The sequence below is a fragment of the Paraburkholderia sp. BCC1876 genome (assembly GCF_902833695.1).
Classification (GTDB): Bacteria; Pseudomonadota; Gammaproteobacteria; order Burkholderiales; family Burkholderiaceae; genus Paraburkholderia.
This window is the reverse complement of record NZ_CADFGI010000001.1, coordinates 1,486,907-1,510,461: the sequence shown is the minus strand read 5'-3', so window position 1 is coordinate 1,510,461 and position 23,555 is coordinate 1,486,907. Positions and strand designations below refer to the sequence as shown.

Here is a 23,555-nt window from a genome sequence, read left to right as displayed (position 1 = left end):
CCATCAACCCTATCGGCACGAAGATGAATAACTTGAGCATCGGGATCGATCAGTTCGACCCGATACGGCGCCCTAAAGAATAAACCCGGCGCGCGGCCGGGTTTATTTCAGTGCTGCGATGTATTCAGTCTCGCAAGCGTTGCGGGCCAAACGTCATGCCGCTCAACTCGACACGTACGCGACATACGGTCCGAGGCCGCCACCCGTCGACGAGTGTCCCGCGATGCCGTAGAACACATGCCGGCCGTAAAAGAACGGCAAACCGAAGTCGAACTGACCGGGCATATAGATGCCGAGGTTGTTGAACGCGTTGTTTCCCGACGCGCTCAACGTCAACCCGTTGGCGATGTTGAAGCCCAGCGTCGCGCTAGCCGGACTGGTCGAGCTCAGCGTCGCCGTGCGGCCCACCGTCGCGGTCGGCACGTAGTAGCTGCTCGCCGGGTCGCGAGCGATCGTCGTATCCGGGAAGAACATCACCGTCGAACCGGAATCGAAGAACGTGCTGGTCTGCGTCGTGCCGTTATAGGTCGACGTGAAGTTGCTGTTGATATCCGTCCTGATCAACGTTGCGCTCGTGCCGGCCAACGTGTTGTTGGCCTGCGTGTCGATACCGAACACAAGCGTGCCCTGGGCCGACGCGCTGCCGCTATCGGACACCTGTGCCATCTCGAGAATCACGCCGTTGTTGTCCTGCACGAAATACGAAACCGGATTGGCGACCTGGCCGCTGAGCGGCACCGTGGTGGCCGTGCCCGCGTTGGTGTAGTAGTGCGTCAACAGTGGCGCGACGGCGCACGCCGAACCGCAGTCCGTCGGACTCACGCCGATGCCGAGAATGCCGTTCGCGCCCACATCGGCGGCGGTCGCCATCAGGCGGCCCACCTGGCATTCGGACGGCGCGGCCGTCGTCAGCGCCGGGTCGCCGATCACCTGGATCGGCAGCGTCGAGGCAACTTCGCCCGACAGCGCGAGGTCGGCGGTATGCACCGTGCCCCACGTATAACCGCTGCCGAACAAGGCGCACTCGGCGAGCGGCAGGCTATTGGCCGTTTCAGTGCCGAACGTGTTGAAGGTCGCGTCCGGAATCACGGAACGCACGAGGCGCAGCCCGTACGAACCCGTGTCGACCAGCACGTTCGGAATCGTCACGCAGTTGGCGGTGGCGTTCGTCCCCGGCTTGCAGAGCTTGATGCTCACCATCGGCTGGTTGTGAATGCCTGTGCCGGTGACCGTCACCGCCATCGTGTTGCCGGGACCGACCGCGGTCGGCACGGCGGACGCGTCGGCCGCGAGTACGTTGGGCGTCGAGCTGGTCAACGGCGGGCTCGTGATGCCGTTCGTCGTGCCGCTCGAAGGCGTGTTCGAACTGCTACCCGAGGTCGACGAATTGGCCGTCGAGCTGCCGCTGCTGCCACCACCCCCACCGCAGGCGGCCAGACTCAGGCCGAGCGCCGCGGCAATAATCCATGCGATTTTGCGCACTTGTATTCTCTCGTTTGATTTCTGTTGATTTACTTGATGTCGTCAGCGCTCAGGCCTTGCGGCAGCGCTTGCGGCAAATAGGCACGACCCACGAAGGAGCCCATGTGCCCACCCGTCTCCACGACCAGCCCCGTCTGACGCACGACGGCGGTGCCGTAGCCGCCGCCTTGGGTGTTGTGCGCGTCGGTGAGTGCCTGGACGTAAGTCGGGAAGTAAGTCGCGAGCAGCGTCTTCAGCGGCGGCATGGTCGGACCTTGCCAGCTCAACGCGAATACGGTGTTCCCCGCCGTGATGTACTCGCTGACCACCGTGCCGGACGGCAGCGTCGTCTGACTGACGGTATAAGCCGGCGTCGCCGCATTGGCGCTTGCGCTCGCCGCGAAGCGCGCCACCGCGGCGCCGCCCGGACTGGCCGCGCCCGCGCCGGTGCTGCTGGCCGTCACCGGATACGTCGGCGCGCTACCCAGCGCCGCGTAAGCAGGCGCGACGGTAACGAACGACGCCGCCGCCACCACGGCGATTCCAAATTTACTGGTTATCATTTTTTGATTTTGTGGAAGTTTTTGGAAAATACGCGCGAGCTTGCCCTCGCGCTCGCGCGAAACGAAGCTTAGCGTGCGGTCGCCTTTTTAAATCCAACGAATTGAGAAGCGAATCCGCTTCTGTTTGAAATTGAAAGCTTGGTCGCGCGAGTAAACCAGGCTGGACTAATTGATGCGAAGTGAAGGGTGAATCGATGTAGCGCGTTCAGACGGCCAGTTGCGCGGTAATCGCGCGCGCCATCACGCGGTTGCGTCCGGCCGCTTTCGCCGCATACAACTGGGCATCCGCTGCCGCCAGCAATGCGGCCGCGCTGCCGCCTTCAGGCGGCTGGCACGCTGCGCAGCCGACGCTGATCGTTACGTGCCCGCCCGGCGTATCTTTGTGCGCGAGTCCTGCCGACTCGACCCGTTTGCGGATTTTTTCGGCGACCTTGAGCGCGCCGTCGAGCGACGTGTTGGGCAGCACCACGGCGAATTCCTCGCCGCCGTAGCGCGCGGCGAGATCCAGCGCGCGTCGTGTGCCCGACACGATACGTTCGGCGACCACGGTCAACACTTCGTCGCCGGTCGCGTGTCCGTAGGTGTCGTTGAAGCGCTTGAAATGATCGATGTCGATAAAGAGCAGCGCTAGCGGCGTCTGCTCGCGCTGCGCGCGCCGCCATTCCTGCGCGAGCCGGTGGTCGAACGCGCGGCGGTTGCTGAGTCCGGTCAGTGCGTCGGTGGCGGCGACGCGCTGCAGCGCGGCCTCGGCGCGCACCTTGTCGCGCAGTGCGAAGGCGAACAGCCACACCACCACCACGTAGGCGGCGCCGAACAGTACCGTCATCGCGCCCGCCAGCAGATTGCGGCGGCGCCAGCCCGCCAGCACGTCGTCCACAGCCGGCGCAATGCCGACGATGATCGGCGTGTCCGGCACATGCGCATAGGTGTAAAGCCGCGAGACGCCGTCCAGCGAGCCGTCCGACACGAAGCTGCCGATCTCGTGGCCGGCAATGCCGGCGAAGTTCGCGGTCTTCGCATAGTTCGAGCCGATGCCGAGGCGTGCCGCGGGCCGGCTTGCGAGCAGCGTGCCGTTGTTCAGCACGATAAAGCCGGCGCCGTTGGGACCGAGTGAGATGTTGTCGAGCAGATGCTCGAAGTACTCGATCCGCACGCTGGCCATCGCAATGCCGTCGAAGGCGCCGTTGGGCGCATCGACACGTCGTGACAGCGCGACGGCCACCGCACCGCCGCGCACTTGCGACGCATACGGATTCGACAGGTAGAGACCCGCGTGCGGCGTGTTCTGCTGAACCGTGAAGTAATCCCGATGCGCGAACGACAGGCCCGGATACGTGTTGCCGCTCATCGAGGCTTTCACGCGGCCTTGCGCGTCCAGCACGTAGGCGTCGCCGGCCAGCGGCGAACCCAGCGTGCGATCGAACAGTACGCGTTGCCTGAGGTCGGGCGCGAGGCGCCACGTTTCCGCCTGGCCCGCGTCTTTTGCAACCCCGAGCAGGGAGGTGTCGTACAGCCGAAAGTTGCGCGCCAGATCGCGGCTGATGATCGTGACGAGGTTGCGCGAGCTCTCGACCGCGTGGCGGAGTTCTTCCTCGCGGCTGTTGTAGAGCGCGAGGAAGGTGAGGCCCGCCACCACGGTGGCGGTAAGCATGCCGGAGAGGCCCGCCAGAAAAGGATGCCGGCCGATCGCGCGCAGAATGCAGACGCGTATCCCGACGAGCCGCCGCGCCAACCTGTACCGCGAGGTGACAACCTGTCCTGTCGACACGTGCGTGACTCCCGAGGGTGCCGGTCGATCCGGCGTTGGAAACGACGTTCGTCGTCGCTTCCCGGCGCTAGGATTGAAGCATTGAATCCGTTGAGGGGTCAATCGCGGCAGGCGCCCGGTTGGGCGCTTCATCCGCGCGATTAGACCGGCGCGTCGGCCTCGCGCAATTGCGCCTCGGACTGGTCATGCCACGTGACCAGCCAGCTCTCCAGCTTGTCCGGCGGAAGCGGCCGGCTCACGTGATAGCCCTGGGCCAGATCGCAACGCAGGGTCTTCAGATGCTCGAGCGTGGCGGCATCTTCCACCCCTTCCGCCACGACCTTGAGCCCCATGTTGTGGCCGAGATTAATGGTCGAGCGGACGATCGTCTCGTCGTCCTTGTCGTCGGCCATGCCCATCACGAACGAGCGGTCGATCTTGAGTTCATGGACCGGCATCCGCTTCAGATAGGACAGCGACGAGTAGCCGGTGCCGAAATCGTCGATGGATAAACGGATGCCGAGCCGGTGCAGCTGGTCGAGCGTCGCGATTGCGTGATTCGGGTCGTCCATGATGGCGCTTTCCGTGATCTCGATCCACAGCGAGCCCGGGTCGACCTCGTATTTGCGCAGCAACGCGTCGAGCGTTTCCGGCAGTTCGGCGTGCATCAGATCGCGTGCCGACACGTTGATCGAGACCTTCAGATCCAGTCCGAGCGCATGCCATTGCGCGCATTGACGGATCGCTTTTTCCGCGACCCAGCGCGAGATCGATTTGATGTAGCCGGTTTGCTCGGCAAACGGAATGAACTGGTCGGGCGCGATGAACCCCCGGGTCGGATGCTCCCAGCGCACCAGCGCTTCGACGTACTTGACCGCCCGGGTGGCGAGGTCGACTTTCGGCTGATAGTGCAGCGTGAGCTCGTCGTGTTCGACCGCGTGACGCAACTCGCTCATTAACGACAGGCGCTCGGCGCTGTGCTGATCGTCGCGTTCGTCGTAGATCGCAAAGCCCGTGTTGGCGCGCTTGGCGGTGTACATCGCGACATCCGCGCGGCGCAGCAGCGTGTGCATGTCCCGGCCGTTTTCCGGGCAGCTCACGATGCCGATGCTGGCGCCCACATCCACCACCTGGCCCTCGACGACGATCGGCGTTTCGAGCGCTTTCAACAAGCGTGCCGCCACGATTTTTGCCGCGTCGACATTGTCGGTCGGCAGCAGAATGGCGAATTCGTCGCCGCCCAGCCGCGCGACCGTATCCGAGGCACGCAGCAGATTCGCGCGCAGACGCTTGCCGACTTCGTCGAGCAGCAAGTCGCCGATGTGATGGCCGAGCGTGTCGTTCACGTACTTGAAGCGGTCCAGGTCCATCATCATCGCGCTGAGCGGATGACCGAGACGCAGCGCGACCACGATCGCCTGCTGCAGGCGGTCGTTGAACAGCGCGCGATTCGGCAGGCCGGTCAGGCGGTCCTGATAGGCGAGGTCCATGATGCGCGTTTCTCGCTCGGCAATGCCGTCCCGCATCTGGTTGAACGCGGCGGCAAGTTCGCCGATTTCGTCGCGGTGGCTGACCTCGATCGGCTCGCTGTAGTCGCCCTGACCGATGCGTTGGCTAAACCGTGTCAAGGCGCCGATCGGCCGCGTGACGCTGCGGGCGGTGAACACGCTGCCGCCAATGGATACCGCGACGCCGATCAGCGTGAGGATGAACAGCGTCGTCTGCAAACGATGATACGGCGCCATCGCTTCTTTCAACGAGCGCTGCAGGATCGCCACCACGGGTTCGCCGTCGGAGGCGAGCAGCACCACGCGCGTGCCGTAATCGTCGATCAGATCGAACGGGCTGGCGCGGGGATCGGCGGGCGCGGCGGCGATCGAGGCTTGCAACGGCTCGCGCGCGGTGTGTTCCAGCGACGTCGCGAGAACCGTCCAGTGTTTGCCGTCGGGCTTGCCGAGGAAGGAGACGTCGAGCGACGTAAGCCCGCGGGTTTCGCGTGCGAGGGCGTCGTCGATCGCGAAACCCATCGTCACCCAGGCGATCACGAGCGGCGCCTTGACGGGCACCGCGACGAGCTGATACGGGCGGCCGTTGATGACGCCGATCGTCGAAGCGTCGCCGCTGTGTTCGGCTTTGCGGATCAGACCGGGAAACGCGAAGGGTTCGCCGGCATGCGTGGGGCCGCGGCTGTCCGCGATCAGTTTGCCGTCGAGTCCGACCAGCATGACGACATCGGCGTTGATGCGGTCGCCGTGATTCTGCAGCGCGGACGTGACCGTGGTCTGGTCGTGCGAGGCGACCGCCGCGCGGAACCCGAAATCGGCCGCGACGACGCTGGCGGCCTGGGTCAGTTTGCCGGCATTCGAGTGCAGCACTTCCTGAAACACGCGCTCGCCGACCGATAACTGATCTTCGACATTGCGGTGCGCATTGGACGCGATCACCGTGCTGATGACGACGAAGACCGCCGCCTGAACGGCGAGCATCAGCAGCACGAACACTAGCGCGATGCGAGAGCGCAGACTGTGGATACGCATACCGACTCCCTGGTGACCTACATTGTGTCCGGCTTGAGTTGCAGCACGAACTTCGCTGAAGCGTCGGCGCCGAGATTCAATTTTTGCGCCGGGCGCGCGTCCTGATCGACTGCGCGATAGCTCCAGGCGGTGACCTGGTAGTTGTCCGCGGGCAGACCCGCGATCGACGCGTGTCCTTGCGCGTCCGTTTTGGCGAAGTAGGGCGTATCGACGATCAGCAGATAGGCAATCATCATGTCGTGGATGTTGCAGCCCATCACGACCAGCCCCGGTTTGTCGAACACCACGGGATGAGCCGGGATGCCGTGGTACAGCTTGAGCTCGAATTTCTTCGCGGGGGAAAACGAGTAGACGTCGTGCTCGATATTGTCTTTGTTCGGAAAGCTGATCGAAGCGCCCGTCTGAACGACAGAAACGAGCGGCACGAATTGCCGGCGCACCTGGTCGATGATCGCGTCGGCCGGTGGGCGCGCCGGTAACTTGGTACTCATCGGCATGGCGTAGATCACCGTGTCGGCGGCGGGTTGGCCGGACTGGTCCACCACCTGAACCTGCAGGCTCACGGCTTGGGCCGGGACAGCGAGCAGCGCGGTCAAACAGCCGGTGAGCGCCACGCTTAACCATTTGCTTCTTGTCACTGTGTGATCCCCGTCAGTTCATGCGTCGGCGGCCGCTACGCGTGGCCGGTTGTTCAGTGCCGGCCGCGGCGTTGCACGCCGTCGCGCCGCGCGTTCGACGGCGTTTAGTTGCGCTCTTCAATGTCGCGATACATGGGCGCCAGTTTCGCCAGCAGTTTGTTCTGCGAGCGGAACGGCACATCGTTCTTGTCCATCGCCTTTTGCAGGTCTTCGACCAGCGCATTGAAGGCGGCGCGATTGATATTCAACCCTTCGTGACTGCGCTTCATGGTGCGGCCGGTGTATTCGCACGGCCCGCCCGTCAGCACGCAGAATTGTTCGACCAGCTTTTCCTTCAGACGCTTGATCGACACGCCGTCGAAGTACGGGCTCGTGCGCGGATCGGCCAGCAGGTCGGCGACGAAGTCGTCGGTGATCTTGACGAGGCCGGCTTTCTCGCCGAAGACCTCGTAAAGCGAGTCGTCGGCGCGCGCGGGCGAACTGCCGAGGAACGCGACGAGTGCGCCGGCCACAAGCACGGCAGTCGAGGTACGGCGGACAAGGTTCATGACGTCGTTGGGTGACATGAGTCGTGGTAGAGGGGGCGCGTCAGAAACCCACCTGGGCGGACAGGTAGACGCCGTGCTGGTTTCTGACCGTTGCGATGTCGCCCAACTCCACGTAAGCCGCGGTGAGCGACAGGTGTTTGGTGGGCGCCCAGGCGACGAACGCGTCATACGCATTCTGTTCGCGCGCGAAGTTCAGGTTGTTGGGCTTGGTGCGGTATTCGGCGCCGGCCGTCAGGTTTTTCGACAGCAGGTACGCCGCCGACGCTTCGATCTCCGGGTGATACCGATCCGACCGATCTCCGCCGAAGCCAAGCAGGCCGAACTGGTTCGCCTTGGTCATGCGCAGCGTCGCGTTCAGCAGCAGACTTTGGGCGAGCAGCAACTTAGTTGCGGACACATAGAAATCAGTGCCGGAATTGCTGGTGGCGCCCACGGCCTTGACGATGTCGCCCTGCTCGTTGTGCTTGAACTGGATGCCGGCGGCGATCTGCGGCAGCCAGCTATCCTGGTCGAGCACGGCGTCGCCGGCCACGCGCACCTTCACGCCGAAAATGTCCTGATTGAATTTGAACCCGGCGGGCAATCCCAACTGAGGGCCGACATTGCGCGTATCGAACGTCTGGCGCGCGATCGACAACTCGAGCCGGTTCGCCAAGCCCGCCGCGACGCCGTACGTGGACAGCGCGAAGTCCTGCGTCCGCAGATACGTGAAGTGGGCGTTGCCGCCGAGCTGGTCGCCGGTGCCATAACCGCCGATGACAGCCCAGGGCGTGAGCCCGCCGCCCGCTGATCCTTCGACTTCGGATACGCCGCCGGTGAGCAGCAGTTTGCCGCCCGTAGCGGGCGCTTCGGACTGCGCTGAAGCTGGGGCTTGAGTCTGTGCCGGAGACTGCACTTCGGCCTGCGCGGCCAACGGTACGGCAGCGAGAGAGGCGCAGAGCAGCCCTGTCCGCAGGACATGCCGATGCCCAGGAATTCGCAACTTCACAATCTGACAACTCCAGAGACGTGCCGTGAATCGGAGCGGCGTGGCGCGATCGGGAGACTTGCGCCGCGCGTGCCTGGCCGCGACCTCTACCTCAAGCGACGAGATGCGTCGTAGTCGAGGAAGTAGTCGGGCGCCGTTGAATGGGGAAACAGGTGGGGATTGGCGGACTGCCGTGTGGCCACCCCACCGTCTATTAACGGCGGCGCGGGCGCGTTCTTGAGTTTTTAAGCGAGCGACGAATGGCGGTTAATCGTGCCTGTTCGATCCATGTTTAGATCGGCGAGGGCGCCTTGCCGGTAGATCGAGCGCGCTTCATGCGCGTCAGCCTCGACTTGCCACCTGACCGTCCGTCTGACTCGCGGCATGCGCGCGACGCAACCGTTCGCGACTGTTGCTCAGATGCATGCGCATGGCGGCGCGCGCGTCGTCCGCGTCCTGGCGTTCGATCGCGCGATGGATCATCTGGTGCTCGGCCAGTACGTTGCGCAGATGCTCGATATGGTCCAGCTCCGCGATCTCGGCGGTGCCGAGTCGCGTACGCGGACTCACCGAACGGCCCAACTGGCTGAGCACGTCGAAGAAGTAACGGTTGCCGCTCGCCCGCGCGATCTGCAAATGAAACTCGATGTCGTGCGCGACGGTGTCGGTGCTGCCGCGTTCGAGTTCCGACTCGAAGCGCGTCAGCGCGGCGCGCATCTGCTTCAGATGCTGGTCCGTGCGCCGCGCGGCGGCGAGCGCGGCCGACGCGGCTTCGACGTCGATCCGGAATTCGATGATCGCCATCACGTCCAGCATGCTGGAGAGATCGGCGGCGGGCAATTGCAGCGGTTCTTCCGACGCGGGCGCGAGCACGAAGGTGCCGATGCCGTGCCGTGTCTCGACCACCCTGGCCGCCTGCAGGCGCGAGATCGCCTCGCGCACCACGGAGCGGCTCACGGAGAGCTGCTTCATCATCGCGACTTCGGTGGGAATGCGGTCGCCCGGCCGCAACGCGCCGCGGCGGATTTCGTCGGAAAGGGTGGCCACCACCTTCTCAGTTAGGCTGCTCATTTCTGTGGCTTGTCGGCTAATCGGCTGAAAATGCGCACGTTGCGTGCGCGAGAGGTCGTACAACGGGACGGCCCGGCCATCATAGCGCCGCTCGGCGGCACGGACGATCCCGCGACTGAGATCTTAATCTGCCACCCGGTGGAGATACATCATATTATTGTCATCAGACGTCTTGGTTTGATGCAAAACGCAGCACGGTCAGTCGTGGTCAATCTGTATGAAATCCATGTGTGACGGCGATTTCATCGGGAAAGGGTAAACACCGAATTGGAATCACTCGACCTCTCCATGTAGACTGTCGTCAGACAACGTATCACGCGTTTCCCGCACCTCTGCTTCTCTGCCCGAATGCGCCGCGTTGTGTTCGATCAGGCCACCCAAGTGGCCGATACTGGAGACAACCTTGACCTCTGCTCTTGCCCCGGCCGCCGATCCGCTCGAATCCGCGGTCTCCAAAGTCAAGCGGCACGTATTGCCGCTGTTCCTGATCATGTTCATCGCGAACTACATCGACCGCGTGAACATCGGCTTCGTCAATTCGCACATGCAGACGGACCTGGGCATCGGCGCGGCGGCGTATGGTCTGGGCAGCGGTTTGTTCTTCATCGGTTATGCGCTGTTCGAAGTGCCGTCGAACGTGCTGATGCAGAAGTACGGGGCGCGCGCGTGGCTGACCCGCATCATGGGCACGTGGGGGCTGGTCGCGGCGGCCATGGCGTTCGTCTGGAACGACACGTCGTTCTATGTGCTGCGCTTTCTGCTCGGCGTCGCCGAGGCGGGCTTCTTCCCCGGCGTGGTGTTTTACTTCACCCAGTGGCTGCCGCAGAAAGATCGCGGCAAAGCGGTGGCGGTTTTTCTGGCCGGCTCGGCGCTCGCCTCGGTGCTGTCCGGCCCGATCACCGGCAGCCTGCTGTCCATTCGCGGCTTCGGTCTGCACGGCTGGCAGTGGATGTTCCTCGTCGAAGGCGGTTTCTCGATCGTGCTATGCGGCGTGAGCTGGATGCTGCTGAAGTCGCGCATTCGTGACGCGTCGTGGCTCACCGCCGAAGAACGCACGGTGCTCGAAACCTCGATCGCGAAGGAGCAGGCCGAGCGCGAGGCGCACGGCGGCGCGCATCTGCCCGCCATGAAACTGCTGAAGGACCCGCAGATCCTGCTGTTCTGCTTCCTGTACTTCGCGATTCAATTGACCATCTACGCCGCGACCTTCTGGCTGCCGACTATCATCCGCAAGATGGGCGGCCTCACCGATTTCCAGGTCGGCATGCTCAACGCGATTCCGTGGCTGATCGCCATGGTCGCGATGTACTGCTTCGCGGTGCTGTCGTCGAAATGGCGCTTCCAGCAGGCGTGGCTCGCGGTGGCGCTGGTGATCGCGGCGTGCGGGCTGTTCGCGTCGACGTCGGGCAATCCGGTGTTGTCGTTCGTGGCGATCTGTTTTTCGGCGATCGGCTTCAAGGCGGCGGCTTCGCTGTTCTGGCCGATTCCGCAAGGCTATCTGGATGCCCGCGTGGCGGCCGCGGTGATCGCGTTGATCAACTCGGTCGGCAACCTCGGCGGCTTCTTCGCGCCGGCCACGTTCGGCTATCTGCAGCAGCACACCGGTTCGATTACCGGTGGCCTGTATGGCCTCGGCGTGGCGTCGCTGATTGCGGCGGCGGCCGGTTTTCTGACACGCGACCGGCGCGTGAATCGCGACGCGCTGCCGGAGCCGGTGCACCGCAACGCGCACTGATTACACTGATCGTTAGCGGTGTTCGTCATGGGTCATGCCACTTCTTCTTGCCGTCCGCCGGCCGTGTCGAACGCGAGCGCTATAGCGCGCTACGCTGTTCACTCGCCGGCTCACTCACTCACTCACTTACCAGGCTCAACATCATGTCCACGCAATCCACTCAATCGAACGCGACGCCGACCGTCACCGAACTGCGCGTCGTGCCCGTCGCCGGACGCGACAGCATGTTGATGAATCTGAGCGGCGCGCATGGCCCGTTCTTCACGCGCAACATCGTGATTCTGCGTGATAGCGCGGGGCATATGGGCGTCGGCGAAGTGCCGGGCGGCGAGAGCATCCGCAAGACCATCGACGACGCGCGGCCGTTCGTGGTCGGCCAGTCGATCGGCAATTTGCAAGCGATCCTGAACAAGGCGCGCACGCAATTCGCCGACCGCGACGCGGGTGGACGCGGCCTGCAAACCTTCGATCTGCGCACCACCATTCACGCGGTCACCGCGCTCGAGGCCGCGTTGCTCGATCTGCTCGGCCAGCATCTCGGCGTGCCGGTCGCGGCGCTGCTCGGCGAAGGCCAGCAACGCGACGAAGTGGAAATGCTCGGCTATCTGTTCTATATCGGCGACCGCAATCAAACCGATCTGCCGTATGCAAGCGGCGCCGACGGACACGACGACTGGGAGCGCGTACGCACCGAACAGGCGATGACCCCCGAGGCCGTGGTGCGGCTCGCCGAGGCCGCGCAGGCGCGTTACGGTTTCAACGACTTCAAGCTGAAGGGCGGCGTGCTGTCCGGCGACGCTGAAATCGAAGCGGTCACGGCGCTCGCCGAACGCTTTCCGAACGCCCGCGTGACGCTCGATCCGAACGGCGCGTGGTCGCTGGCGGAAGCGGTGCGCCTGTGCCGCGATCAGCACGACGTGCTGGCTTACGCCGAAGATCCGTGCGGCGCGGAAAACGGCTACTCGGGCCGCGAGGTGATGGCCGAGTTCCGACGTGCGACCGGCCTGCCGACGGCGACCAACATGATCGCCACCGACTGGCGTCAAATGGGCCACGCGATCCAGTTGCAGTCCGTGGATATTCCGCTGGCCGATCCGCACTTCTGGACCATGCAGGGTTCGGTGCGCGTCGCGCAGATGTGCAACGAATGGGGCCTCACGTGGGGCTCGCATTCGAACAACCACTTCGATATTTCGCTGGCCATGTTCACGCAGGTGGCGGCCGCGGCGCCCGGCAAGATCACCGCGATCGACACGCACTGGATCTGGCAGGACGGGCAGCGTCTGACGCGCGATCCGCTGCGGATCGTCGGCGGTAAGGTCAAGGTGCCGCAGACGCCGGGTCTGGGCGTCGAGCTGGATATGGATGAACTCGAGAAGGCGCACGCGCTGTATCAGCAGCATGGTCTCGGCGCGCGCGACGACGGCGTCGCGATGCAGTATCTGATTCCGAACTGGAAGTTCGACAACAAGCGCCCGTGCCTCGTGCGCTGATCGGGAAAGCCGGGCCGCCGCAGTCGGTGCGGCCCTGGTCGCCGCGCTCGATGTCGCCGCAATGAAAAACGCCGCCGGTCAAAAACCGGCGGCGTTTTCCGTGGTGCTCGCGTTTCGCGTTGCTTAGTCTGCCAGCGATTACTGGCAAGCCTTGCCGTGATCCGCGTGATAGCCCTTCGTCTTGGCATCGGCTTCGGACATGTACGAGCCTTGCTTCGTCTTACCGTAGTACTTGTCGCCGGAGCAGTGGTACACCTTGGTGCTCGTATTGACCCATACCTTGCCGGGGCCGCCGCCCGCTGCCGGCGCGCTGGACGACATCGCGGCCATCGGCTTCGGTGCTGCCGCGGGTGACGAGGCGGCGGGTGCCGCTGCCGCTGCCGGGGCGCTCATCTTGGAAGCCGCTTTCTTGTCGACGCCGCCGTGACCCCGGCAGGCGCCCTTCATCGTGGCGCCCGAGTACGAGGTTCCGTCTTTACAGACGGCGCTCACAGCGCCCGATGACATGGCGGACGCCGCCATCGGCGCGCTGGCTTGCGCGAACGCGGCGGAGGATGCGAAGGCGGCGCTCAGCGCGAGAATCAGGAACGGCTTATTCATTTCGTAGCTCCCCAGGATAAGCACGAAGGTTACGTGCGTTCTCCAGAAACGTTAGCCGTACCGATTACGTTGACCGCCGTTCAGCCTCATGAGGGTATTTGACAATTGAGCCGTGAGACCAGCTCGCTGCCCGCGCAGGCAAGCCAGGCGGGCAACGCGAGCCCGCGACACGGTTCGCGACCGGCTCAAAGCAGGGATTTCCCCTGGGCGAGAATCTTGTCGCACACCTGTTTGGTGACCTGTTCCTTCAGGCCGCCGCCGCTCAGATCCACCTGCTGGCCGCTGCCGCTACTGAGGATGCCTTTGGCGCCCTGGGTATAGCCGCTGTCCGAGGTGGACGAGCCGCCCGGCAGTTTGCTCATCAGCGAGTCCTTCACCGACGAAGCGCCGTCGCCGCTGAGATAGTTGTTCTTGATACAGAACTGCAGCACGCCGGCGACGTTGCCGGTGCTGCCGGAGGTCACGGATTGTCCCGATAGCGCGCCGCCCAGGCCGCCGAGGCTGCCGAGTGCACCGCCGGACGATCCGCCCGAGTTGCCCTGCTGAAGTAGATTGCCGAGTTGCGCGTTGGCCGCCGAAAGTGGCAGCAACGCGGCGAACAGAATCCCTGCGGTTGCGGCCCGATACGTGCGTGCTTTCATCGTGGGCTCCCTCTGAAGATTTGAAAGAGCTTCTACTATAGGTGCGTTTCGAGAGCCCTATTGTTAAACCTTGGCGACACCCGACACGTGCTGCCAGCGTCAGCAGCAATCGTGCCGCGCCTCGCGCCGCGATGCAGATCAGCTCCTGCGGAACACCACATGCGAAATGCGTTGCACCAGCAACGCGGCCGCCAGCGCCGCGACGGCCGTGAGCCAGACGCCGATATGAATCGACTGCACCAGAGCATCGCGCGCGGTGTCGATCAGCGCGAGCGTATTGAGCCCTGACGGCTTCATATCCGCGATCAGTTTCAGGCGCGAAGCGTCGTCGATCAGAATGCGCAGATCGACGAAACGCGACTGCCATTGCGACGCGGCCGGCTCGCCGAGCACGCTGAGCGTGCGCGTAACGACGTCGCGGTAGTGATGCTGCACGACAGTCGCGACGATACTCGTGCCGAGCATGCCGCCCACCATCCGGGTGGATTGCAGCAGCGCGGTCGTAATGCCGAAGCGCTCGCGTCCGGCAATCTCCTGGCCGAACACATTCAGATTATTGAGGATGAAGCCGAGGCCGATACCGACCGCCGCCATCGGCAGTTCGATCCATAGGTAGGGCGTATCCGGATTGGCGAAGGCCAGCCCGATCGACGCGAACAGCAGCAGCGCAAAGCCGATCGACAGAATCCGTGTGGGCTTCTTCATGTGAATCACGATCCGCGTGTTCAGCACACTGCCGAGGGCGATACACGCGGCGATCGGCGTGGCGAGCAGGCCAGCCTGTTGCGGCGACAACCCGAAGCCGCCTTGCAGCAGCAGCGGCGCGAAGAAGATCAGCGAGAACATCACGAAGCCCGACAGCATGCCGAGCGTGAACAGCGTGACGAGTTGTGCGTCCTTGAACAGGTCGAGCGGAATGATGGGATGTGTGGCGCGTTTTTCGCACACCAGCAAGGCAATCGCGCCGGCGATCACGCAGACGGCTAGCACCAGATTGCCGGCCGTGAGGCCGTGTTTCGGCACGGCTTCGATCAAGGCCTGCAGACCGCCGAGCACCGCGGCGACCAGCGCCGCGCCGAGCCAGTCGATCTTCACTTCGCCTTCGTGCGGACGCTGAAGGTTCGGCAGATGCGCCCAGATGAAATAGAGCGCTGCTGCGCCCACCGGCAGGTTGATCAGGAAGGTGGAACGCCAGCCCCAGTGTTCGCTCATCCAGCCGCCGAGCGACGGTCCCGCCGCGGTGCCGATGCCGTACGCGGCGGCCATCACCACTTGCCAGCGAACCCGCGCCCGCGGATCGGGGAACAGATCCGGGATCGACGCGAACGCCGTGCCGACCATCATCCCGCCGCCGATACCTTGCAGACCGCGCGCGAGCACGAGGAACAGCATGTCGTTCGCGACGCCGCACAGCACGGACGCCACCGTGAACGTGATGACCGCCGCGATCACGAAGCGCTTGCGGCCGAAGTAGTCGCCGAGCCGCCCAAACACCGGCACCGTCACCACCGACGCCAGCAAATACGCGCTCGCGATCCACGCGTAGTACTCGAAGCCGTGCAGCTCGGCGACGATGGACGGCAACGCGGTGCTGACGACGGTCTGGTCGAGCGCGACCAGCATGTTGACGAGGCCGATGCCGAGCATCGCGAACAGGGCGTTTCGGAAGGGCAGGGCAGCGGCGGTCGGATTCACGGATCGGGGAGAAAGGAGCTTGTCAGGTCGACGCGGCGTGGCGGGACGCCCGTCATGGCAGAGGTTCGAGGATGTACGTCCTCTAGATGTCTGACCTCTGGATGCGTGATTATACGGGTTATCCCTTACATGAAACTATTCGCGCGGACAGCGGGGTTAAAAATTTAGCGTTCCTGTCGCCTCGGGGCCGGCGGCAGATGCTCTGACCAGGCTTCTGATAACGCGTATTATTCTTCAGATGAAAAGGGCCGGCAGGCGGCAAACATCACGCTTGAGCACATACCTGCACGGTCCTCGAATGGACAATATCGCGCAACCTGAAAGATCAGGCGGGTCACTAAAACGGGGAGTGATTTATGTTTGGTACGGGCGGGGGCGGGAGCCGCAAGGGCGACGGCGGTGGCGGCAGTAGCGGTGGCGGTGGCGGCGGCAAAAAGGGCGGTGATGCGCCCAAGCCGTCGGGTTCCGCATGGCTACCTCCTGTTCCTACGCCGCCGATTACCTCGGCGCAGGCGGGCGCCGGTACGGCTCCGCCTGTTGCCAGCACATCGCCCACTTCAGCTCGGCGTGCCATCAACGCCGCCCCCTTGCCGACTTCGGCAACGCCGGCTAGCCCCGCCGCGTTGTCATCCGTCGTGCCGCACAGCCCCAGACCCGCACCGACCGAAAGTATTGCCGCTCCTTCAGCGAGCACCTCGTCGAGTGCTCCGAAGCCGACGACCGGGGAAGCGACGGCGAGTGCGCCGGGTCCATCGCTCCCGGTGCTGTCCGCGGGCGGATCTACGTTTGTGAGTCGAGGCGAGACACCGGGTCGACCGACCGTATTTCACAGGCAAAACGACGACGGCACCGTGGCCCGGTATCCTCACATTACCCAGGAACCGGGACCAGGTGGCGGTCTGCACGCAACCGATGTGGTCAACAACAAAGTGGTCAGTTATGACTTCAACCCTCGGACCGGCGCCTTTGATCAAAAACGTAAGTTAGCGCACAACCGCGGGCTGATGTCGTTGCCGCCAGAGCATGCTCCAGAGGGGGCCGGCGTTGGATACTCGAGCGACGCGGAGTTGTTCGTGCGCGAGAACCGCCATTTGAAGGCCGGAGCGGCCGGAACGCTCGAAGTCCGTCAGGTTGAACCGGTTTCACCTCGATCGCAACGCAATGCCGGTTTTCGCCTGGAAAATGCCGCGCTCAGTGGCCACGAGTCGCTGTTGGGAGCGGCCGCACCGAGCAGTTCGAGCTCCGTCGGCCCTTTGCTCCCGCCCACACCGGCCACAACCTCGAAGCCGGCTGAAAGCAAGGAAAGGAAGAGCGATTCCGGTGGCCGCGGTGGTGGCAGTGCCGGCGGTGGTTCTGGTGGCCGCGGCGGTGGCACTTCCGGTGGCGGTTACGGTAGCCGCGGTGGTGGCAGTTCGGGCGGTAGTTTTGGTGGGCGCGGCGGCGGCAGTGCCGGCGGTGGTTCCGGTGGCCGCGGCGGCGGCACGTCCGGCGGCGGCCGCGGAGGTGGCGCAACCGGCTCGGGCTCGCCGGGTCGTGGCGGAAGCGCCAACAGAGGCGGAAAGTAGCTCAGCTGCGGATTCTGTCGCGCGGGTTTATCTCGCGCGGGAGAGCTATCACCCGCTTCAACTCCGGCGATCGCCCTCGAGCAATCCATAAAGCGCGCTGTCCGACACTTCATCGCCCACAATCCAGCGTTCGCGCAACAGGCCTTCGCGGACAAAGCCGAGGCGTTCGAGCAAACTCGCCGAGGCGGTATTGCGAGGATCGATATCCGCTTCGAGCCGCCGCAAATTCAACGCGCCGAACGCATGCTCGATCACCGCCGATGCAGCCTCGCTCATGAAGCCGCTTCCCCAATGCCGACGCTTGAGACTGAAACCGATCTCCGCGCGACGGCATTGCGCTTCGACGTGGAAAAGATCGCAAGTGCCGAGTACTTCTCCGGTCGCTTGCAGCTCAACCATGCGAATGAAATCCTTGCCTTCGGCGGACGCCTTCACCAACCGCGCCATGCGTTCCGTAGCCTCTTCGATGCGGGTCATCGCGGGAAACGAGAAATAGCGCATGGCCTGCTCGTCCGACCAGATGGCGAACAATGCGTCGGCGTCGTCGAGACGAGGTGCCCGCAGAATGAGACGCGGTGTGGTTAGCGTAATGCGCTCGGTAAATGGCATAGGGAATAAAGAGGAGGAGCCTTTGCGGCGAGCACAGATAGTAGCCGAGGCGAGACGCGTTTTTTAGTGCTCGCCGTCGATTCATCTCACTCGCGTTATCGCAAGGCGCCGCTTCTCCGATTGATGCTTAACCCCTCGCCCACGCCGCCGCCGTCTCGACCGCGAAATCCCGATACGACCTCGGCTGACGCCCCAGCAAAGCCGCGAGCCGTTCGACCTCCGCCTTCGACGCGGCCGCGCCGTCCTGCTGATAGCGGCTCATCATCAGTCGCATGTCGTAAGCGAGCCAGGCCGGCGCCGCTGCCTTCAGACGTTGTTCGAGCACATCGAGATCGTCGCCGCCGTAACGCACGCTACGTCCTAACGCGTCGGCCCAGATCGACGTCACGGTCTCCGCGTCGATCACATCCGGGCCGACGAGTTCATACGTCTCGCGCGGCAGACGGTTCGCCGCCCGCTCCCGGCGCAACAATTCCAGCGCGGCCGCTTCGCCGATATCGCGCACGTCGACCATCGAAATACCTTTCGCGCCGATCGGCATGCCGTACACGCCGTGCGTGAGCAACGGCTCCTTCTGACGCACGTCGTTCTGGATGAAGTACGCGGGGCGCAGCACCGTCGCCGGGATATCGAGGTGTTCGATCATCCGCTCGACCGTGTGCTTGCCGGTGAAGTGCGGCACGTCCACATACTCCGCGCCCTTGAACACCGACAGATACACCACGCCTTTCACGCCGGCTTCGCGCGCCACGCTGAGCGCCTGCAGCGCTTGCGTCAATTCGTCCGGCGCATTCGGCGCCAGCAGGAACAGCGTGCTGACGCCTTGCATCGCGCGCCGCAAGCCGTCCACGTCGGACAGGTCGCCTTGAACCGCGCTGACGCCCGCGGGGAATTGCGCTTTTTCCGGCGAACGGGTCAGCGCGCGGACTTCGACGCCGCCGCCGTTCAGATGCGCGAGAACCTGCTTGCCGATAACGCCCGTGCTGCCGGTAACGAGGATTGCCATGATGTGCTCCTTGGGTTGGATGGGCTGCGATCAGCCCGTGAGATGAACAATAGTCGTTCCATCTGATAGCCGAAAGTGCAAAAATACAGACACCTCGTCTCATATCTGGAACGATCATGGATTTGACCTCGCTGGCCGATTTCAACGCGGTGGCGCTGCATGGCGGATTCGGGCCGGCCAGCCGGGCGCTCGACCGCCCCAAGGCCACGCTGTCGCGGCGCGTGGCGGAACTGGAGGAACAACTCGGCGTGCGCCTGATCGAGCGCGGCTCGCGCACGTTGCGGCTCACCGAGGAAGGGCTCGTGCTGCATGAGCGCACGCGCGGGCTGATGACGGAGATTCAGGAGGCGGGCGAAAACGTCGCGTCGCGCGCGCCGGTGCCGCGCGGGCGTTTGCGCATCAGCGCGCCGATGGTGTTCGCGCATGTGGCGCTGGGCCCGATCGCAACGCGTTTCGCGCTGGCCTATCCGCAGGTCGAACTCGAGGTGGTGGCGGAAGACCGCATCGTCGATCCGGTCGAGGATGGTTACGACCTCGTGATCCGCATCAATCCGCCGAGCGACGAACAACTGGTGGGACGCCGTATTCTTGGCGATCAACGGTGGATGGTCGCGGCCCCTACGGTGTCGATTCCGTCGGTATCCACGAGCGATGCGGAAGCCGATGCCGAGCCCTTGCCGGTGCCCGCCGTCATGTCGGCCGCGGCGGCGCGCATCGCGCTCTGGCGGGTGCGGGGCGAGGGCGGCGAGGTACGGACGTTTGCGCCCACGCCGGTGCTGCGGCTGTCGTCGCTATTGATGGTGCGCGACGCGGTGCTGAACGGCGTGGGCGTGGCGCTTCTGCCGCGCCTGCTGGTGGAGCCCGACGTGCTGTCAGGGCGGCTCGTCTGCTGGGGAATCGATGACGGCCCGCCGGTCGAGATCTGGGCGCTCTATCATTCGCGGCGTCTGCTGAGCGCCAAGGTGCGGGCGTTCATGAACCTGCTGCAGGACTTGCCGGGCCGGGAGCGAAAACCCGAGTGACGCGACGTGCATTCAACATCGAACTTGCGATTTATCAGGCACAAACATACGAGTCTTAGGGGGCCTGCGTTGCAATGAATTTTGGCAAGATACGCTCGCGAGTTTCGAGCCGCAGCTTCTGGCCGCCGCTTCGAGCCGCTTGACTCTTTACCCAAGTGTGATTCGCCCTAAAACGTAAAACAAACGCCGACTCCAATCTCTCCATGCAACGACGCGGATTCATCAAGTCATTCGGTTTTCTCGCCTCCGGGCTACTTTCGACCAACGGCGCGCACGCGGCGGACCCGGCTCCGCTCGCACCGGTATCGGGCGACGTCGCCAACACCGCCAACACCGCCAGCGCGACTAACGCCACCCAAGCCACCCAGGCCACGCGCCTCGCGCTCAGCCGCATCGACGCGCTCGACCGCCGTGGTCCACGTCTGCGCAGCATCATCGAACTGAATCCCGACGCATTGCGGATTGCCGCCGCGCTGGATCGCGAACGCCGTGCGGGCAAGTCGCGCGGACCGCTGCACGGCATGCCGATCGTCATCAAGGACAACATCGCGACCGGCGACCGCATGGCGACCACCGCGGGTTCGCTCGCGCTCGACGGCATTCGCGCGACGCGCGACGCCGAGCTCGTGCGCCGCTTGCGCGAGGCGGGCCTGGTGATTGTCGGTAAAACAAATTTGAGCGAATGGGCGAACATTCGCTCGACCCGTTCAACTAGCGGCTGGAGCGGACGCGGTGGCCTGACGCGCAATCCCTACGGATTGGATCGCACGACCAGCGGTTCGAGTTCCGGGTCGGCCGCAGCAGTCGCGGCGGGTATGACGACCATGGCGATCGGCACCGAGACCGACGGCTCGATCGTGTCGCCCGCGTCGATGTGCGGCGTGGTCGGACTGAAGCCGACCGTGGGTCGCGTGAGTCGTGACGGCATCATCCCGATCTCGCACAGTCAGGACACGCCCGGTCCGATCACGGCCACGGTTCACGACGCGGCGCTGCTGCTTTCGGCACTAGCGGGTGGCCCCGATCCGCGCGATCCGCGAACGCTGCCGGCTCCGGCGCCGGACGATTATCTGCGGGCCTTGCGCAAAGACGCGCTGAAAGGCGCGCGCCTCGGCGTGGCGCGGGAGTTTTTCACGGGACACGACGAAGTCGACCAGCAGATCGACCTAGCCATCGCGCAGTTGAAACGGCTCGGCGCGGAAATCGTCGACCCGATCGATCTGCCGAAGGTCGACTACGGCAAGGAAGAACTGGCCGTTCTGCTGCATGAATTCAAACACGATCTGCCGCTGTGGCTCGACACCTTCGCGCCGCACGCGCCGATTCATACGCTGGCCGATCTGATCGCTTTCGACAACGCGCATCGCCGAGACGAGATGCCTTACTTCGGCCAGGAACTGTTCGACCAGGCGCAGGCGCTCGGAGACCTGGACAGCGACGCGTATCGAACCGCGCTGGCAGCTTGCCGTAAGCAATCGCGCGACGAAGGACTCGATCGGGTATTGCGTCAGCACGGGCTGGATGCGATCGTCGCGCCGACCGGCGGCACCGCGTGGCTGACCGACTTCATCAACGGCGACAGCGACGGTGGCGGCGGATTTTCGACGCCGGCCGCCGTGGCCGGTTATCCGCACCTCACGGTGCCGGCCGGCCAGGTGCGTGGGCTGCCGGTCGGCTTGTCGTTCGTCGGACCCGCGTGGAGCGAGGCGCGTTTGCTGGCGCTCGGCTATGCGTACGAACAGGCCACCCAGTGGCGCAGGCCGCCGAGCTATCCGGCACACACGGCTATGCCGCTGCCGATCCAGTCTCGAACGGCCGCTTGAACGGCGCTCGCGCCAACGCGATGCCGGGCAATTCCTCGATCACTTCCCGGTGTTCGGCCCGCATCGCATCAGTTAAGATGAATCACATGGCCGACAGACACTAGAGCAGTTGAATCGCCATTCGGTCACGATGGTTTTCATTGGGCGTCCTCGGGTTTAGGGGGTCACGTTTTGCGCCGCTTGCCAACGTCGATACGTCTCGTACCGTTTGCCTTGTGCTTCATCGGCGCACACGCACTGTGCCTGCTGATGTTCCCGTCGCGCTCCACCCAGGTTAGCTATCCTTTTCTGATCGTCGCGCCCTTGCTCGCGTTAGCGGCCTGCGGCTGGCGCGCCCGCGCGGAGGTTCGCGCGTTGCGCATGCCGTGGGTCCTGCTCGGCGTCGGCCTGTTTCTGTGGATTCTCGGCATTGCGCTCAGCGCCTGGGAAGATATCTTCCAGCAGATTCCCGAGAGCATCGCGTGGTTCTCCGACTTCAGCTATTTTCTCTACGCCGTGCCGATCCTCCTTGCGATCGCGTCGGTGTCGAACCGCCAGCGAATTCCGTTTTTCGTGTGGATGGACGGCATTCAGGCGGTCGTGACCGCTTACCTCGCGTACATCACGATCTTCTCCGTCGTGCCGTTTTCAGGCCATGCACTCGCGCCGATCTCGGCCTCGGTGCTGGTGCTGACCTACGACGTCGAGAACGGCCTGCTGGCCGTTGCGGCAACCTTGCGCCTGCTGGTTCAACCGCGCAACGCCGGTCGCCGGTTTTACGAAATCTTGTGCGGCTATTTGTGGGTCTACGCGCTTGTCGCCGCGGCGTACAACCACTGGGCTGCGGTTTCCGACGGCCATGCGTTGATGGACGTGATCGTCGACATTCCCTTCCTGCTGTTGAGCATGGCATGCATGACGCGTCCGTCAAACACAGCCGATGCGGACACGGCCGACTGGAAGAGGCCGCTCGCGGTGATCATCGAAAACGTCAGTCCGATCGCCTACACGCTGGCGCTGCTTGCGTTGAGCATCGTCCTGATGCGCGAACACTTTTACGTCGGTACGGTAGGCATATTTACCGCACTGGTGGTGTACACGATCCGCACCACGACCTTGCAGAGCCGGCTGGTTCGAACCCAGCAGGAGTTGAGCGATGCGCGCGACCGCCTCGAAAAAATCGCGCTGACGGATGCGTTGACCAACGTCGCCAACCGCCGTTGCTTCGATCAAACGCTGGCGCTCGAATGGAGCCGCGCGGCGCGCACGCAGCATCCGCTCGGCGTGTTGCTGATCGATATCGACTACTTCAAGAAGCTGAACGACCGCTACGGTCATCCGGCCGGCGACAAATGCCTTGTTGCGGTGGCGGCCGCGTTGCAGGTGGCGCTGCCGCGCGGCGGCGATCTGCTGGCGCGCTATGGCGGCGAGGAGTTCGCCGCGATCCTGCCGGCCACCGACGAAGACGGCGCGCGTCGCGTGGCCGCGAAAATGCTGAGCGCGGTTCAGGCGCTGCGCATCCGCAACGAGACGCCGCTGGGCGATCACGTCACCGTCAGCATCGGCGTGGCGGTGGCCGTGTCGGAATCGGCGGGTGTGGGCTCCACGCATCAGATCGTCGAAGCCGCGGACCAGGCGCTCTATCGCGCGAAAGGCGGCGGGCGCAATCGCATCGAGGCCTTCGTGCCGCGCGATTATCAGGGGAGTGGTTCGATCTAATTCGCATGACCGCGACGTCGATGCAGTTCGACAAAGGGTTTGTCTCTAGACATATCGCCGTCACAGTTGCCGATAAACGGATTGAATGGCCGCATTCAGCCGGGCCATAAAAATAACGATAACTCGAAAAGACTTC

Annotated in this window: 18 protein-coding genes; 5 read left to right on the top strand and 13 right to left on the bottom strand. The window is 64.1% G+C overall.

Annotated elements, in window-relative coordinates; translation table 11 throughout:
- Nucleotides 1–162 precede the first annotated feature (162 nt).
- From HWY05_RS06420 to HWY05_RS06385, 8 genes are all read right to left on the bottom strand, one after another.
- Entirely contained in the window at nt 163–1,482 is a 1,320-nt protein-coding gene (locus HWY05_RS06420) for a DUF3443 domain-containing protein (RefSeq protein WP_035559707.1), read from the bottom strand.
- Nucleotides 1,483–1,511: 29 nt separating this feature from the next.
- Nucleotides 1,512–2,024: a DUF2844 domain-containing protein gene (locus tag HWY05_RS06415; RefSeq protein WP_176057732.1), complete on the bottom strand. Its 513-nt coding sequence runs from the start codon at nt 2,022–2,024 to the stop codon at nt 1,512–1,514.
- Between the two features lie 205 nt (nt 2,025–2,229).
- Nucleotides 2,230–3,792 (bottom strand): diguanylate cyclase, encoded by a 1,563-nt coding sequence (locus tag HWY05_RS06410; RefSeq protein ID WP_244146512.1) that lies wholly within the window; start codon nt 3,790–3,792, stop codon nt 2,230–2,232.
- Nucleotides 3,793–3,932: 140 nt separating this feature from the next.
- Nucleotides 3,933–6,308 (bottom strand): EAL domain-containing protein, encoded by a 2,376-nt coding sequence (locus HWY05_RS06405; RefSeq protein ID WP_176057730.1) that lies wholly within the window; start codon nt 6,306–6,308, stop codon nt 3,933–3,935.
- A 17-nt stretch (nt 6,309–6,325) separates the two neighbouring features.
- The gene (locus HWY05_RS06400; protein ID WP_244146511.1) at nt 6,326–6,946 is read right to left on the bottom strand and encodes a methylamine utilization protein; all 621 of its coding nucleotides are present in this window, start codon (nt 6,944–6,946) and stop codon (nt 6,326–6,328) included.
- A 104-nt stretch (nt 6,947–7,050) separates the two neighbouring features.
- A complete protein-coding gene (locus HWY05_RS06395; protein ID WP_244146510.1) occupies nt 7,051–7,494 on the bottom strand; it encodes a group 1 truncated hemoglobin in 444 nt (147 codons plus the stop codon).
- A 40-nt stretch (nt 7,495–7,534) separates the two neighbouring features.
- Nucleotides 7,535–8,389, bottom strand: coding sequence for a DUF3034 family protein (locus HWY05_RS06390; RefSeq protein WP_244146509.1), 855 nt, complete (start codon nt 8,387–8,389; stop codon nt 7,535–7,537).
- A 414-nt stretch (nt 8,390–8,803) separates the two neighbouring features.
- Nucleotides 8,804–9,532: a FadR/GntR family transcriptional regulator gene (locus tag HWY05_RS06385; protein ID WP_035563848.1), complete on the bottom strand. Its 729-nt coding sequence runs from the start codon at nt 9,530–9,532 to the stop codon at nt 8,804–8,806.
- Between the two features lie 403 nt (nt 9,533–9,935).
- Here HWY05_RS06385 and HWY05_RS06380 point away from each other — a divergent pair, with 403 nt between their 5' ends.
- Together HWY05_RS06380 and gudD are read left to right on the top strand one after the other, a co-directional pair.
- Nucleotides 9,936–11,267: an MFS transporter gene (locus tag HWY05_RS06380; RefSeq protein WP_176057728.1), complete on the top strand. Its 1,332-nt coding sequence runs from the start codon at nt 9,936–9,938 to the stop codon at nt 11,265–11,267.
- Between the two features lie 143 nt (nt 11,268–11,410).
- Complete coding sequence (gene gudD, locus HWY05_RS06375; RefSeq protein ID WP_176057727.1) at nt 11,411–12,760, top strand: glucarate dehydratase; 1,350 nt, start codon at nt 11,411–11,413, stop codon at nt 12,758–12,760.
- Between the two features lie 138 nt (nt 12,761–12,898).
- On the opposite strand, the gene HWY05_RS06370 is transcribed toward gudD, so the two are convergent.
- The 5 genes from HWY05_RS06370 to HWY05_RS06350 form a co-directional block, all read right to left on the bottom strand.
- Complete coding sequence (locus tag HWY05_RS06370; protein ID WP_035559691.1) at nt 12,899–13,360, bottom strand: alanine-rich signal peptide protein; 462 nt, start codon at nt 13,358–13,360, stop codon at nt 12,899–12,901.
- A gap of 185 nt (nt 13,361–13,545) precedes the next feature.
- Nucleotides 13,546–14,001, bottom strand: coding sequence for a DUF2501 domain-containing protein (locus HWY05_RS06365; protein WP_035559689.1), 456 nt, complete (start codon nt 13,999–14,001; stop codon nt 13,546–13,548).
- 138 nt (nt 14,002–14,139) lie between these two features.
- Nucleotides 14,140–15,648, bottom strand: a complete 1,509-nt coding sequence (locus HWY05_RS06360) for an MFS transporter (protein WP_176057816.1) — start codon at nt 15,646–15,648, stop codon at nt 14,140–14,142.
- Between the two features lie 1,670 nt (nt 15,649–17,318).
- A complete protein-coding gene (locus HWY05_RS06355) occupies nt 17,319–17,870 on the bottom strand; it encodes a GNAT family N-acetyltransferase (protein WP_176057726.1) in 552 nt (183 codons plus the stop codon).
- Between the two features lie 127 nt (nt 17,871–17,997).
- Complete coding sequence (locus HWY05_RS06350; RefSeq protein ID WP_176057725.1) at nt 17,998–18,876, bottom strand: NmrA family NAD(P)-binding protein; 879 nt, start codon at nt 18,874–18,876, stop codon at nt 17,998–18,000.
- A gap of 116 nt (nt 18,877–18,992) precedes the next feature.
- On the opposite strand from HWY05_RS06350, the gene HWY05_RS06345 reads away from it, so the two are divergent.
- From HWY05_RS06345 to HWY05_RS06335, 3 genes are all read left to right on the top strand, one after another.
- Nucleotides 18,993–19,898 (top strand): LysR substrate-binding domain-containing protein, encoded by a 906-nt coding sequence (locus HWY05_RS06345; protein ID WP_035559677.1) that lies wholly within the window; start codon nt 18,993–18,995, stop codon nt 19,896–19,898.
- A gap of 203 nt (nt 19,899–20,101) precedes the next feature.
- Nucleotides 20,102–21,721: an amidase gene (locus HWY05_RS06340; protein ID WP_176057724.1), complete on the top strand. Its 1,620-nt coding sequence runs from the start codon at nt 20,102–20,104 to the stop codon at nt 21,719–21,721.
- A gap of 180 nt (nt 21,722–21,901) precedes the next feature.
- On the top strand, nt 21,902–23,419 hold the full coding sequence (locus HWY05_RS06335) for a diguanylate cyclase (protein WP_176057723.1): 1,518 nt from the start codon (nt 21,902–21,904) through the stop codon (nt 23,417–23,419).
- Nucleotides 23,420–23,555 lie beyond the last annotated feature (136 nt).

What these genes read in the sequence shown, in the direction of transcription:
- HWY05_RS06415 (WP_176057732.1), bottom strand. Translation starts at nt 2,024, where the DNA reads ATGATAACCAGTAAATTTGGAATCGCCGTGGTGGCGGCGGCGTCGTTC.
- HWY05_RS06345 (WP_035559677.1), top strand. Translation starts at nt 18,993, where the DNA reads ATGGATTTGACCTCGCTGGCCGATTTCAACGCGGTGGCGCTGCATGGC.
- HWY05_RS06405 (WP_176057730.1), bottom strand. Translation starts at nt 6,308, where the DNA reads ATGCGTATCCACAGTCTGCGCTCTCGCATCGCGCTAGTGTTCGTGCTG.
- HWY05_RS06365 (WP_035559689.1), bottom strand. Translation starts at nt 14,001, where the DNA reads ATGAAAGCACGCACGTATCGGGCCGCAACCGCAGGGATTCTGTTCGCC.
- HWY05_RS06370 (WP_035559691.1), bottom strand. Translation starts at nt 13,360, where the DNA reads ATGAATAAGCCGTTCCTGATTCTCGCGCTGAGCGCCGCCTTCGCATCC.
- HWY05_RS06350 (WP_176057725.1), bottom strand. Translation starts at nt 18,876, where the DNA reads ATGGCAATCCTCGTTACCGGCAGCACGGGCGTTATCGGCAAGCAGGTT.
- gudD (WP_176057727.1), top strand. Translation starts at nt 11,411, where the DNA reads ATGTCCACGCAATCCACTCAATCGAACGCGACGCCGACCGTCACCGAA.
- HWY05_RS06355 (WP_176057726.1), bottom strand. Translation starts at nt 17,870, where the DNA reads ATGCCATTTACCGAGCGCATTACGCTAACCACACCGCGTCTCATTCTG.
- HWY05_RS06395 (WP_244146510.1), bottom strand. Translation starts at nt 7,494, where the DNA reads ATGAACCTTGTCCGCCGTACCTCGACTGCCGTGCTTGTGGCCGGCGCA.
- HWY05_RS06385 (WP_035563848.1), bottom strand. Translation starts at nt 9,532, where the DNA reads ATGAGCAGCCTAACTGAGAAGGTGGTGGCCACCCTTTCCGACGAAATC.
- HWY05_RS06360 (WP_176057816.1), bottom strand. Translation starts at nt 15,648, where the DNA reads ATGCTCGGCATCGGCCTCGTCAACATGCTGGTCGCGCTCGACCAGACC.
- HWY05_RS06340 (WP_176057724.1), top strand. Translation starts at nt 20,102, where the DNA reads ATGCAACGACGCGGATTCATCAAGTCATTCGGTTTTCTCGCCTCCGGG.